The organism is Campylobacter sp. 2018MI34, assembly GCF_016598975.1.
GTDB lineage: Bacteria > Campylobacterota > Campylobacteria > Campylobacterales > Campylobacteraceae > Campylobacter_D.
In genome coordinates this window covers 39,099-52,357 of sequence record NZ_JAENKS010000010.1, presented here as the reverse complement: position 1 = coordinate 52,357, position 13,259 = coordinate 39,099, and the positions used below count along the sequence as shown (strand labels likewise).

The window sequence follows — 13,259 nt, the reverse complement described above, 5'->3', positions numbered from 1 at the left end:
ATATAAAAGTTTTATCATATTAAAAATATTAAAATATTTAAAAATAATTCCTATATCAAAAAACAAATGTTTTTAAATTTGTGAACAAAAATATAAATTTAATTTAATATTTTAAATCAATTTATAAAATTAATAAATTTTTATATCTTGATTGTTTAAATCTTTATAAGCTTCACAAGCTTGCAAATGTTTTTGATCACAAGCTATTCCAAAATATCTTTTTGCTGTTTTTAAATCATTTTTTTCAAATTGATTATAACGACCTAAAAGATAACAAGCTTCTCCAAAACCAAAAGAACAAGATTGTTTATAAAAATACAAAGCTTGATCTAAATTTTGTTTGATAAGGGTACCTTTTTCATATAAAAAACCTATTTTATAGCACGCTCTAGAATCTTTTAAAGAACAAGATTTTTTATAAAAACTTAAAGCTAATTCTCCATCTTTTTCTTTTTCATAAAAAAGACCTATAGTATTACAACTTTGTATATCATTTAATTTACACGCTTTATTAAAAGCTAGTATAGCTTCGTTAAAAAAACCTTGATTTTGTAATAAAAAAGCCAAATTAGAACAACCTTGTTTTAATCCTAAGGAGCAAGATTTATCATAAAATTTATAAGCTTTTTGCAGATCTTTTGTAATTCCTTGAGAATTCTCATACATATAAGCTAGAGAAAAACAAGCTTTTGAATTTGATTTTTCACAAAGTTTATTAAAAATTTCATAAGCTTTTTGATAGTTTTTATTATCATAAAATTTTAAAGCCTTATCAAGATCGGTAGAAAAAAGAGTATTAAAGAAAAGCAAAATTAAAAAGATTTTTTTCATTATTTTCCTTAAAAAGTGTTATAAATTTGATTTATAACACAATTTAACAAACAAATTTAAATAATCCCTTTTTTGGGATTATTTATTTTTTTGAGCAACTAGTTGTCTTCTCATATAAGCTATCTTGCTTTGAAGAGGTAGTTCTTTTGGACAATTATCTTCACAAGCAAGTAATGACATACAACCAAAAACTCCATCATCATCACCCACAAGCTCATAAAAATCTTCTATACTTCTATGATCGTGTGGATCTTGTAAATAGCGTGCTGTTCTTAAAAGTCCAGTCGCTGCTATAAAATCTGGTCTCATTAATTTCGTTGCACAAGAAGCAACACAAATTCCACATTCAATACAACGATCAAGTTCAAAAGTCTCATCAGCTACTTCAGGTTCTATACGCTCTTCAAGTTTTGAAATATCAACTTCTTTATCGTGATGTACCCAGCTCTCAACCTTTTTACACATACCTTCAAACCATTCACCAGTATTTACACTTAAATCTTTAATATGTCTAAAGGCAGGAAGTGGCATAAGCTCTATAACTCCATCAGGATAATCTTTAGTAAGGGTTCTACACGCAAGTTTTGGAACACCATTAATCATCATAGCACAAGATCCGCAAATCCCAGCACGACAAACAAAATCAAAACTCAAATCTGCATCCATTTTTTCACGAATCAAAGTAAGACAAACAAAAACTGTCATAAAAGGAGTCTCTTCGAGTTCATAAGTAACAAAATGAGGTTTTGAAATCTTGCTCAAAGGATTATATTTAAAAGCTTTAATTGTTAATTTTCTACTCATAATCAACTCCTATTCTTTGATTTGGTTTTTTATATTTTTCTTGTAACTCATAAGGCATCAAAGCTTCTTGAATTTCATAGCGTCCTTTACCTTCAGCTTCCATTTTAGCACGAATTGCATCAACTTCTTCTTGACGTTTTTGACTTAAAGGATTTTCTATAATATTTCCTTTTGCTCCATAACCCCTAAATGCCGGAGGCATTTCCATTTTCATAATATCAAGATCTTCATACTCTACACGTGGCAAAGTTTCACCTTCAACCCAATAAGTATTTGTTCTTTTCATCCAATTTAAATCGTCTCTCTTTGGATAATCTTCTCTAAAATGCGCCCCTCTACTTTCTGTTCTTAAAAGCGCGCCATAAGCAACACATAAAGCAATTTTAAGCATCCTTGGAACTCTATAAGCTTCTTCTAATTCTGGATTTGCACAGTCTAATTCTTTATTATGTAGTTTAAGATCTAAAGATTCTTGATATAACTTTTCAAGTTCATCTACAGCTTCTTTTAAACCTTCTCCTGTTCTAAAAATAGCAACTTTTTCCCACATAATATCTTTCATTTTATTTTTGATTTCAAAAACATCAAATTTACCTTCTTTATCAACTAAAGATTTTAAATATTGGTATTCTTTACTTAGAAAATCTTTAACAATGTTTGTATCGATAACTTCACCATTATTTTTACAATAATCAGCAAAATAATCACCTACTATCATACCTGCAACAACAGTTTCAGCACAAGAATTTCCACCTAAACGATTAAAACCGTGCATATCCCAACAAGCTGCTTCCCCACAAGCAAAAAGCCCTTCAAGCCATTGACTTTCACCTGTTGGCTTAGTTCTAATACCACCCATTGAATAATGCTGCATAGGCAATACAGGAGCCCATCCTTTTGGTCCTTCATCGGCAGGATCTATGCCATTGAAAGTTTTACAAATATCTTGAACATCTCTTAAATTCTTTTCAATATGAGCACGCCCAAGTATGGAAATATCAAGCCATAAATGATCTCCATATGGACTTTTAACTCCTTTTCCTTTGCGTATATGCTCCATCATACGACGACTTACAACGTCACGACTTGCAAGCTCTTTTTTCTCTGGTTCATAATCTGGCATAAAACGATATCCATCAACATCACGTAAAACACCACCGTCTCCACGACAACCTTCAGTAAGTAAAATTCCACTTGGAACAATAGGAGTTGGATGAAATTGAACCGCTTCCATATTTGAAAGCCTACAAAGTCCTGTTTCAAGTGCAATAGCAGCTCCAGTTCCTTCACAAATAACAGCATTTGTAGTCTGTTTATAAATTCTTCCATAACCACCTGTTGCTATCATAGTTCCTCTTGCCACATAAGCAATAAGTTGGCCATTTGTAAGATCTCTTGCTATAACGCCTAAACATTTTTTACCATCATGTATAATACGCACAGCTTCCATTCTGTCTATAATTTTTACTTGGTACTTAATAGCTTCATTTGCTACACCATAAAGCATACAATGACCAGTAGCATCAGCAATATAACAAGTTCTCCATTTTTTTGTTCCACCAAAATCCCTTGCATTAATAAGCCCATGAGCTTCGCTTTTTTCTTCTATAGTTGTTTTTTGTGCATTAATAACCACAGATCTTGGTCCTTTTTTAATTCTAGTCCAAGGAACACCCCATGCAGCAAGCTCTCTAACCGCTTTTGGAGCAGTTTGTGCAAACATTCTTGCTACTTCTTGATCACAACCCCAATCACTTCCTTTAACAGTATCTGCAAAATGCAAATCTTCATTGTCTCCTTCACCTTTAGCACCATTTGCCAAACTTGCTTGCATTCCACCTTGAACTGCTGCAGAGTGTGATCTTTTCACAGGACAAATACTTAAAAGTGTAACACTTTGCCCACTTTTAGCTACTTCAATTGCTGCTCTAAGTCCAGCCAAACCTCCACCAACGATTAAAGCATCACTATATTGTATATTCATGTTTTACTCCATCATAATTTTTTATCATTACACTTTGTATTTGTTGTTCTTGATAATTTTTATAACCGATTTTTGCAAAAGCTGCAAGACTTAAAAAGCCTAAAACTAAAAAGAAAATACTTATTACCCATTTAGCAGTTTTAAGTTTTTTGCGACTTTCTTTAGCATTTTTTCCTTCAAACCAGCCCCATTTAACACAAAGTCTATAAAGACCTATACTACCGTGAAGCTCAACACAAATTAATAGTACTATATAAAAAAGCCACATAAAATGACTAACAACTCTATCTCCTGATAAATCTCCGCTAATTTTATCTGCATTTGTAATAACAAAAATAAGATGAGCAGACCCTAAAAAAAACATTACAAAACCAGTTAATGCTTGAGTCCACCATAAAGTTGTATCTTGATGTTTTATAGTTTTAATATGAGTTTTTAAAAGCTGATATTGACGAAAATTGATTGGAAATTTTCTCATTGCCAAACCAGCATGAATAATAAAAATAATTAAAACACAAACTGCAAGAAAAGAAGTAATATAACTCATTATTGGATTATCATAAATAAATTTTAATTCCAAAAAATGAACAACAGAGTTAAAAAAATCTTCACTCACTAAAATAGTAGATACAAAAAACATATGCATCCACATAAATAATCCTAAAAAAAGCCCAGAAGCACTTTGGATAAAATCCAATTTTGCAGGAATTTTACTTTTTTTACCCTCAATACTTCTACCTAGATATCCTTCGATAAGCCAACCCATTTTTACTCCTTGGTAGTTTTAAAGAATTAAAAAATATCAAATTATATTGTAACAAATCTTTAATAAAAATTAAATATTTATTTTATATTTTTTAAGATAAATATAAAATAACAAAGATAACATACACATTAATAAACTTAAAATTTGCCCCATACTTAAACCAAAAATAATGTAACCCAAACCAAAATCAGGTTCTCTATAAAATTCGCAAAAAAATCTTGCTAAGGAGTAAGCGCTAGCATAAATAATAATTAATTCTCCGTTAAAACTTTTTCTTAAATTTGCATAATAAACAATTAAAAAGACAACAAAACCTTCAAAAAATGCTTCGTAAAGTTGAGAGGGGTGGCGTAATATTCCATTAACATAAATTCCCCAAGGAACATCTGTTACACGCCCAAAAAGCTCTTGATTTAAGAAATTTCCAATTCTGCCAAATATATAAGCCAATGGAACACTCAAAGCTACAAGATCTAAATAAATCCACATATTTTGTTTATATTTTTTACAAAATAAAAATGTGGCTACTAAAAAACCTATTATAGCACCATGATAACTCATGCCTCGAATTCCTACAAATTCTCCATTATAATAAGGATTAAAAATTTGCCAAGGATGAGCCAAATACCATAAAGTATTAGAATCATAAATTAAAATATATCCTAAACGTGCTCCTAAAATAACTCCTATTTCAACCCATATAAAATAATTATCCAACATCTTTGAACTTATATTGATTTTAAATTTTTTAACAAAAAATTTTGCCAACAATAAAGCTATTATTAAAGATAAAATATACATTATCCCATACCAATGAACCTTTAAACCAAATAATTCAAAAGCCACTACATTAAAATTCGAATAAATATTTTGCCATTTTTCCATAATTTTAAAATCCAAAAGTAAAATAAACTAGAATATACCAAAAAAAATTTAATCTTGCTATAATTTCATTAAAATATAATTTAAAGGTAAGTTGCATGAAAAAATTTATAACTATTGGTATTTTTATGATACTTTTAAGTGCCTGTTCTAGTACAAGCTCTAATTTTGTTAATGTTTCTTTGCCAAATTTTAAACCTCAAGTGCCTACAAAAATTGAACCTATACAATCAAATGTTAAAATTAGTCTAGAGCCGATTAACATTGAACAAAATAATAATTATTCTGATTATTTTGAAAATTCTGTTTTAAAACTCAGAATTGAAAAAGAAATTGATCTTTTAAAAGAAAATTTAGAAGAGCAAATCAAAACTATAGCTCTTTTAGCAGGTTATGAAATTGATGATAAACAACCAGATTACAAACTTAAAACTACCATAAGCATTTATATTGAAGAAAAAGAAATACAAAAAACAAATGAACTTCTTAGTGGGGATTTTATTAATTCTAAACTAGGGATGGCTTTTAAAGCTAATGCTGAATTTATTAATATTTATGATCCACAAAATAAAACAAATATGACAAGTAATACCAAACTTGACTCTTTAATCAGTTTAACCTATCCTATTAAAAGTGATGATGGGATCAATATGTTTAAAACATCAATGAGCAGTGTTCCAACACAACTAAACAAAGGTTTAGAACGCCCTGCTTTTGAAATTGATAAAAGTTTTTTAGCTTTTTATAAGAATTTTTTAAATACTTTATACTCTAATCTTCCAAAAGCTTTAGATATTGGAAAACCTTCTGTACAAAATAAACAAGAATTTAATGAATTTAATGCACAAGATTTCGAAGAAAAAGATAATAAAACAAATCACAACAATACTAGCGAAACTAGTGAAGAAAAACATTCTCAAAATAAAAATGACGATGGAGTAATAATTTTTGAATAAATTATTACTCTAAATTTAAACCTTCTAACATAAATTTTTTAATATTATTTTGCTGATTTTTAATTTCAAAAAAAAGTTCAAAAGCAAAAATTCCTTGCCATAAAAGCATTTCTAGACCGTTTTTATATATTAAATTATGTTTTTTGCAAAGCTTTATAAAAGGTGTTTCTTTATTGTAAATTACCTCAAAGGCATATTTGCTATAATTAAAAATTTTTTCTAATATTTTTTTATCACAAGCTAGATTCTCATCAAAAAGACCAGCAGAAGTGGTATTAATTATCATATCATAATTAAAATCATCAATATCCTCATAAAGCATAGTAATAAAATCTTTAAAAGAACTAAATCTTTTTAAATTTCGATTTGCAATATGAATTTCTTTTATATTTTTATACTTTAAAGCATAAGCAATAGCTCTTGCAGTTCCACCAGCTCCCAAAATCAATACTTTATTCAAATTTTCAAAATTTTCAATGGCTTTTAAAAATCCTAATATATCTGTATTATAAGCATAAATTTTAGACTTTTTTATAATTAAAGTATTAGCAGCTTTAATATCAAATATGCTCTCATCTTTAACGTCTGCTATCTTAAAAGCTTTCTCTTTAAAAGGTAGGGTAATATTAGCTCCACTGAGCCTTAAGTTAAATAATATATCTCTAAGTTTATCTTCATCTTCTAAATTATAACGTGTATAAAGCGCATCGAATCCAAAATTTTTAATAGCATTGTTATGCATTCTAGGAGATTTAGAATGCATAATAGGATTGCCTATGACGCTAAAAAGTTTCATTTTAAAGTGAAAGAAAATGCATCTTTTCCTATATCTTTGCGAATTTTTGCAAGTTCATTGGTAATAGCATCTTTACTAAAAGGACCTATAAGAACTTTTGTAATTTCTTTACCATTAATTGTAGTTTTATAAAGCTTATAATCATAACCTTTTTGTTTCACTGCCATAAGCTCTTTAGATTTTTGATCAACATTAGAAACTGAAAAAATCTGAACATATATTCCCGGAGTTAAATCATTTGAAGTTTCTATTTTTGGATCAACTTTTTGAAAAAGCTCTTTTGGATCTTGAGTTTTAGATTTTGATTCTTCTTTAGCTTTTGGAGTTATATTATTTTTAGAATTTGGTGTATTTTTTTCTACTTTATTTTCCTTTGGCTGAGAAACGATAGTTTTTTCTTTTTCTTGAATTTGTGGCTGTGGTTGTTGTATTGATTGTGCTGGCTCTTGCGGAATATTTGATACCAATTGGTCACTAGTGTTATTTTCATTTGTAGTATCTTCACCCTGAATTTGTTTTTTTAAAATTTCAAACTGATCTTCAGCAGAATCTTCTTGAGTAATAGGTATATTTTCAAAAGAATTTTGACCATCAGTATTTTCATCAACACTCACATTTACAGGTTCTGAAGGTAATATGTTATTTTCATTACTGTCATTTCCATTAATAAGCTTCATTACAATCATAATCACCAAAAATAAAATTACTAAAGCAATAACCCTTAATAGAATTTTTTTAATTTTTTCGCTTTTATTAGCTCTATCTAAGATAATATCATCAAATTCATTTTTTTTATTATTTTCCATTTTTTTCCTTTCTTACATATGTTTTGACCAAGAAGTCCCACGTTCTTTTTTATACACTTCATAAGGCAAAATTAAAATATTAAAATCTCTAGGTAAATCCATAGTTGGAAAAACCCTCCATTCAACTGGCATTTTAGTTGCAAATAAAGCAGAGAGTCTCGATGCTAAAGAATACCCCTCTACTAAATCTGTATGCCCCTTATGAACATATAAATGCAAATGTCCAGGAGTCTTAGTTTTATATGCTGTAAAATTAATAAAACCTTGATCACGCAAAATAAGTTGCGCTCTATGCCAAAATCTTTCGGCATTAAAGCCATTATAATCAAATACTATATTTTCAACTTTATTAGTTTTTGATATAAGATCGTGTGCAATAGTAATTTTCTTTTCACAGTGTTCTCTAATGAGATTGCTAGTTAAAGGAGCATCAATTTTTTCAAATTTATCAAAAAAATATCTACCACGATGTTCATATTTATTAACAACTCTATCTCTTTGTATATAGTAATAGCTACTTATAATCTTAATAAGTGATAAATCCATCATTGAAATCAAAACATAGCCTTTGTATAAATTGTAAATTTACTCGCAAGTTCTTTTAATTTTGCTCTTATGTTTAATTGTAAATTTGTATTATTTATATCATCTAAAATATCAGCTATATAATTAGCAACTATTTGAATATCCTCTTCCTTAAAACCTCTTGCTGTTAAAGCTGGCGTACCCAATCTTAAACCACTTGTGATAAATGGGCTACGTTTTTCTCCTGGAACAGTATTTTTATTCGCTGTAATGCCAGCATTTGCTAAAGATAAATCTGCATCTTTTCCACTAAAATCACGATCTAAAAAACTAATTAATACCAAATGATTATCTGTTCCATCGCTAACAAGCTTATATCCTCTTTCTATTAGAATCTTAGCTAAAACTTGAGTATTATTAATAATATTTTTAGCATAAATTTTCCACTCATCACTTAAATTAAATTTAAACCCTACAGCTTTTGCAGCTATAATATTCATTAAAGGTCCACCTTGAATTCCAGGAAAAATTGCCGAATTTATTTTTTTAGCAATTTCCTCATCATTACACATAATGATACCACCTCTTGGTCCTCTTAATGTTTTATGAGTTGTTGAACTTACTACGTGTGCATAAGGAAAAGGACTTGGATGTTCATTAGCTACAACTAAACCTGCAATATGCGCTATATCCGCAAATAAATATGCACCTACTTCATCTGCAATTTCTCTAAATATTTTAAAATCAATTATCCTAGGATATGCACTAGCACCACAAACAATTAATTTAGGTTTAACAATTTTTGCAATATATCTTACTTTTTCATAATCTATTCTTCCATCAAGTTCCACTCCATAAAAAAAACTCTCATAAAATTGACCTGATGAACTTACTTTTGCTCCATGTGTTAAATGACCTCCATGACTTAAATCCATACCTAAAATCTTATCCCCTGGATTTAAAAGAGCTGCATAAACACCTTGATTAGCTTGTGATCCAGAATGAGGTTGAACATTTGCAAAATTACAATTAAAAAGCTTTTTACAACGCTCTATAGCTAAAGTTTCAATTTGATCAACAATCTCACATCCGCTATAATATCTTTTTAAAGGATAGCCTTCAGCATATTTATTGGTTAAAATACTTCCCATAACCTCCATAACTTCTGGCAAAGTAAAATTTTCGCTGGCTATCATTTCAAGCCCTTCACATTGTCTTTTTAATTCTTCATTAGTTAATTCATAAATTTCTTTATCAAAATGCTCTAAACTCATATTTATCCTTTAATATTGAGATTAATTGGGCGCATTGCTGGAAATAATATAACATCACGAATCGATTTTTTATTAGTTAAAAGCATAACCAATCTATCAATTCCAATACCTTCTCCTGCAGTTGGAGGCATTCCATATCCTAAGGCATTTATAAAATCTTCATCCATTTCACAAGCTTCTTCATTGCCATTATTTTTTGCTTCAACTTGTTTTAAAAACCTTTCATACTGATCAATAGGATCATTAAGCTCATTAAAACCATTGGCTAATTCTCTACCACAAATAAAAAGTTCAAATCTTTCTGCTATATTTTCATTATCATCACTTCTTCTTGATAAAGGACTTATAGAAATTGGAAATTCTGTAACAAAAGTAGGATTAATTAATTTATCTTCCACATAATGATCAAAAAGCTCTGCTTGTAAATGACCTAAATCTAACTTTTCATTTGCTTCAAAACCATCTTGTTTTAATTTTAAAAGAATCTTTTCTTTATCTTCTATAAGATCTTCTTGTAAATTTCCATATTTTTTCAAAGCTTCTTTATAAGAAATTCTCTCAAATGGTTTTGAAAAATCAATGATATTCCCATCAAATTCTATCTTAAAACCTAAATTTAATTCTTTTAAAAGCATGGCAAATAACTCTTCTGTTAAATCCATTAAATCTTTATAATTATGATAGGCCCAATAAAATTCTATAGTAGTAAATTCTGGATTATGAGTTAAGTCCATACCTTCATTTCTAAAACAACGATTGATTTCAAAAACAGCTTCAAATCCTCCAACAACTAATCTCTTAAGATATAACTCTGGGGCAATTCTTAAAAATCTTTCAACACCCAAAGCATTATGAAAAGTTTTAAATGGTTTAGCATTAGCTCCTCCAGCAATAGGATGCATCATAGGAGTTTCTACTTCTAAAAATCCTTTTTTTTCAAAAAAAGCACGTATTAAACTTACAATTTTAGACCTTAGAAAAAAATCTCTTCTTACCTCGCTATTCATTATCATATCAACATAACGTTTTCGATATCTTTGCTCAATATCTGTTAAACCGTGATATTTTTCTGGTAAAGGAACAATAGCTTTTGAAGCTAATTTTAATTCCTTAACATGCATACTAAATTCTCCTGTTTTAGTTACAAAAGGAAAACCTTTTACTAAAACAATATCCCCTACTTCAAGATTTTTTTTAAGAAAATTAAAATATTCCTCGCCAACGCTATCTTTACTAAAGTAAATTTGCAAATTTGATTCTTCATCTTCTATATTTGCAAAAACAGATTTTCCTGCGATTCTAAAAAGTTTTAAGCGTCCAGCTGTTGCAACAATAGAATTTTCATCTCTTTTGTTTTCATTGTCCATTACATAAAGAAAATGATCTTTAAATTGTTTAAGAGTCATTTCTTTTTTTAAAAAATGTGGATAAGGATTAATATTTATTTTTCTAAATTCATTTGCTTTTTCAATTCTTTGTTGTTCCAAAATATTATCAAACATTTATATCCTTGTTTTTGCTTTTATATTGCATTCATTGCAAATTCCATAAAGTTGCATTAAATGACCGGTAAGTTTAAAATTATATTTTTGTGCAATTACAGATTGTTGCTCTTCAATTATTGAATTTTCAAATTCTATAATTTTTCCACAATTTTTACATATCATATGGTCATGATGGGGCTTATTTGCTAATTCGTATTTTTTTCCAGCAGAACCAAAAGATATAGAAGTTACCATTTGAGCATCTTCAAGTAAATTTAGAGTTCTATAAACTGTAGCTATACCTATATTTAAATTAGGCTCTATTTGCTTAATCTCCATATACAAGCTCTCTGGGGTATAATGCGTATCACTATTATATAAAGTTTTTAAAAGAATTTCTCTTTGCTTAGTATATTTTAAACCACCCTTACGTAAAATTTTTTTAAAACTTTCTAGCAAAACGTCATATTCTATATTTTCAACGAGCATTAAAATTATCCTTATAAAGCATTAATCTGAATTAAGTTCTTTTAAATTGTTATTCATCATATCAATAGATGTTTCCGTTAAAGGTTGATTCATAATATAAGAACCCACATTTTTCAATAAATCTAAAGTATAACTATTTTGAGCAAAACTATTTAATTTATCATTCAAAAAGCTTATTTTAGAAACACAAAAAACAAAAATAGCAAAAATTAAAAATATTTTTGCTGCACCAAATAAAAAACCTCCTATACGATCAATAAAACCTAAACCGCTCCATTTAACAAGCTTTGAAAGAAAGCTTCCTAATATCAAACAAAAAACCCAAAATAAAATAAGAATGACCATAAAACCGGCAAATGAAGCTAAAGATTCATTTTCTATTTTGTAAAAAGAATTTTGAATTAGTTTGGTAGCTTCAATAGAATATTTAGAAGCTATAAAAATACCTCCAATCACACCCAAAAGTCCAAAGATTTCTTTAATTAAACCATTTAATATACCTTTAAGGCCTAAAAGCAAGGTAAATCCCAAAACAAATAAATCAAACCAGTAAAAACTCATAAAAATCCTATCTAAAAATTATTTTTGATAAAAATTCTATAATAATAAAATAAATATTTAATCAATTCTAATCAATAATTTTTGGCACGATAAAAAAATGTTCTTGACAACTTGGAGAATGTTTAAAAATTTCATTAACCACATTGCTATTTTTAACTTCATCATTCCTAAAAATAATGCTATTCTCGATTGGACTAATAGCACTTTCTAAAGAATTTAAGTTTATTTCATTTAATTTTTCAACAAAATCAACAATTTCACTAAGCTCAGAAATAAGTTTTTCTCTTTTATCATCTGCAATTCTTAATGCACTTAATCTTTCAAGTTTTTCTAACAAATTTGTATCAATTTGCATAATTTAGTCCTTTTATAAAAAAGCAGTCAAATCTTTAAATTATATCATAAATATTCTTAAATAGTTTAAGAATATTTAATTTAATTGATGTTAAAATACATTTTAATTTATAAGATATAATTTAAAATCAAAAGTTGTTTTAAATATTAGACAAAATAATAAAATTTAAGGATAAACAATTGAATTTTCAAGATAAATCAAATGCTAAAAATCTCAATATTCAAGAAGATTTTTTTAAAACATTTATTCAAGGTGAAAGATTTTTTAAAAAATACAAGTTTTATATTTTAGGAATCATTATATGTCTATTAATTTGGCTAGCCGCCTCTATAATCAATGAAAAAATTAAAGAAAAAAATACTGAAGAAAATAATCAAATTTATTTAAATTTAATACAAAATCCAAATAATACTGAAATTTCTTCTGCTTTAAAAGAAAAAAATATAAATCTTTATGCTATATTTTTGTTAAATCAGTTAAATAATAAAAATGATTTAAAAATTATTGAGCAATTAAAACAAATAAGTCAAGACTCAAAAATAAATTTATTAATAAAAAATATTATAGATCTTGAACTTCATCAAAAATCTTTGTTTTTAAAAGATTATTCTAAAATTTTACAAGCTTATAACTTTTTAGAACAAAATAAAATCGAAGAAGCCAGAGTTTTATTAACTCAAATTAAAAGCAATTCAGAATTAAAACAAATTGCAGACAATTTAAAACATTATCAAGGTATCAACTAA

The 13,259-nt window shown here is 27.8% G+C and carries 15 protein-coding genes; 2 read left to right on the top strand and 13 right to left on the bottom strand.

What is annotated here, in order from left to right:
• Positions 1–129: 129 nt before the first annotated feature.
• The 5 genes from JG676_RS04220 to lgt all read right to left on the bottom strand — a co-directional run bounded on the left by JG676_RS04220 (position 130) and on the right by lgt (position 5,270).
• On the bottom strand, positions 130–831 hold the full coding sequence (locus tag JG676_RS04220) for a tetratricopeptide repeat protein (RefSeq protein ID WP_200170081.1): 702 nt from the start codon (positions 829–831) through the stop codon (positions 130–132).
• Positions 832–909: 78 nt separating this feature from the next.
• On the bottom strand, positions 910–1,635 hold the full coding sequence (locus tag JG676_RS04215; RefSeq protein WP_200170082.1) for a fumarate reductase iron-sulfur subunit: 726 nt from the start codon (positions 1,633–1,635) through the stop codon (positions 910–912).
• Complete coding sequence (locus JG676_RS04210; protein WP_200170083.1) at positions 1,628–3,619, bottom strand: fumarate reductase flavoprotein subunit; 1,992 nt, start codon at positions 3,617–3,619, stop codon at positions 1,628–1,630. The genes JG676_RS04215 and JG676_RS04210 overlap by 8 nt, the downstream gene beginning before the upstream one ends.
• A complete protein-coding gene (locus tag JG676_RS04205) occupies positions 3,603–4,385 on the bottom strand; it encodes a fumarate reductase cytochrome b subunit (RefSeq protein ID WP_200217399.1) in 783 nt (260 codons plus the stop codon). The genes JG676_RS04210 and JG676_RS04205 overlap by 17 nt, the downstream gene beginning before the upstream one ends.
• A gap of 69 nt (positions 4,386–4,454) precedes the next feature.
• A complete protein-coding gene (lgt, locus tag JG676_RS04200; protein ID WP_200217398.1) occupies positions 4,455–5,270 on the bottom strand; it encodes a prolipoprotein diacylglyceryl transferase in 816 nt (271 codons plus the stop codon).
• A 95-nt stretch (positions 5,271–5,365) separates the two neighbouring features.
• Here lgt and JG676_RS04195 point away from each other — a divergent pair, with 95 nt between their 5' ends.
• Positions 5,366–6,223 carry a hypothetical protein gene (locus JG676_RS04195; protein ID WP_200217397.1) on the top strand — a complete coding sequence of 286 codons (858 nt, stop codon included), beginning with the start codon at positions 5,366–5,368 and terminating at the stop codon, positions 6,221–6,223.
• A gap of 4 nt (positions 6,224–6,227) precedes the next feature.
• Here JG676_RS04195 and JG676_RS04190 read toward each other — a convergent pair whose 3' ends face one another.
• The 8 genes from JG676_RS04190 to gatC all read right to left on the bottom strand — a co-directional run bounded on the left by JG676_RS04190 (position 6,228) and on the right by gatC (position 12,513).
• Positions 6,228–7,019, bottom strand: coding sequence for a shikimate dehydrogenase (locus JG676_RS04190; RefSeq protein ID WP_200217396.1), 792 nt, complete (start codon positions 7,017–7,019; stop codon positions 6,228–6,230).
• On the bottom strand, positions 7,016–7,825 hold the full coding sequence (locus JG676_RS04185; RefSeq protein WP_200217395.1) for an SPOR domain-containing protein: 810 nt from the start codon (positions 7,823–7,825) through the stop codon (positions 7,016–7,018). The genes JG676_RS04190 and JG676_RS04185 overlap by 4 nt, the downstream gene beginning before the upstream one ends.
• A gap of 12 nt (positions 7,826–7,837) precedes the next feature.
• The gene (locus JG676_RS04180) at positions 7,838–8,383 is read right to left on the bottom strand and encodes a DUF1882 domain-containing protein (RefSeq protein ID WP_200170089.1); all 546 of its coding nucleotides are present in this window, start codon (positions 8,381–8,383) and stop codon (positions 7,838–7,840) included.
• Entirely contained in the window at positions 8,380–9,624 is a 1,245-nt protein-coding gene (locus tag JG676_RS04175; RefSeq protein WP_200217394.1) for a serine hydroxymethyltransferase, read from the bottom strand. Before JG676_RS04175 ends, JG676_RS04180 begins: the two co-directional genes overlap by 4 nt.
• A gap of 2 nt (positions 9,625–9,626) precedes the next feature.
• Positions 9,627–11,126 (bottom strand): lysine--tRNA ligase, encoded by a 1,500-nt coding sequence (lysS, locus tag JG676_RS04170; protein ID WP_200170091.1) that lies wholly within the window; start codon positions 11,124–11,126, stop codon positions 9,627–9,629.
• Positions 11,127–11,597: a Fur family transcriptional regulator gene (locus JG676_RS04165; RefSeq protein WP_200170092.1), complete on the bottom strand. Its 471-nt coding sequence runs from the start codon at positions 11,595–11,597 to the stop codon at positions 11,127–11,129. It lies immediately after the preceding gene.
• 21 nt (positions 11,598–11,618) lie between these two features.
• Positions 11,619–12,158 carry a CvpA family protein gene (locus JG676_RS04160; RefSeq protein WP_200170093.1) on the bottom strand — a complete coding sequence of 180 codons (540 nt, stop codon included), beginning with the start codon at positions 12,156–12,158 and terminating at the stop codon, positions 11,619–11,621.
• Between the two features lie 67 nt (positions 12,159–12,225).
• Positions 12,226–12,513 (bottom strand): Asp-tRNA(Asn)/Glu-tRNA(Gln) amidotransferase subunit GatC, encoded by a 288-nt coding sequence (gene gatC, locus JG676_RS04155; RefSeq protein ID WP_200170094.1) that lies wholly within the window; start codon positions 12,511–12,513, stop codon positions 12,226–12,228.
• A gap of 179 nt (positions 12,514–12,692) precedes the next feature.
• Between gatC and JG676_RS04150 the strand changes: the two genes are divergently transcribed.
• Positions 12,693–13,259 (top strand): hypothetical protein, encoded by a 567-nt coding sequence (locus JG676_RS04150; protein WP_200170095.1) that lies wholly within the window; start codon positions 12,693–12,695, stop codon positions 13,257–13,259.